The sequence below is a fragment of the Psychrobacillus sp. PGGUH221 genome (assembly GCF_042055255.1).
GTDB lineage: Bacteria > Bacillota > Bacilli > Bacillales_A > Planococcaceae > Psychrobacillus.
On the sequence record NZ_JAQMHQ010000065.1, the window covers coordinates 1 to 206 of the forward strand.

1 protein-coding gene is annotated in these 206 nt (G+C 35.4%); it reads right to left on the reverse strand.

Going from position 1 to position 206, the window contains the following annotated elements:
* Positions 1 to 206: DUF4190 domain-containing protein (locus tag PGC35_RS22225; RefSeq protein ID WP_375220736.1), on the reverse strand; the 206-nt coding region annotated here is incomplete at both ends.

Below are 206 nucleotides of genomic sequence, written 5' to 3' on the forward strand. Positions count from 1 at the left end.
ACTGCAAAGATTTGAATCGTAATTCCCACTACGCTACAAATTAAACCAGAAGTTGCTAATCCACTGCCCCCTTGATTTGTTATTACAAGTTCTTTTGCCGCTTTTCTTGAAACTACAACTCCTATACCACCAAGAATTAAACCGACAAATGGTATTAGGATTGAAAGAATACCAAGAGTTAAAGAAATTACCGAATTACTGTTTGT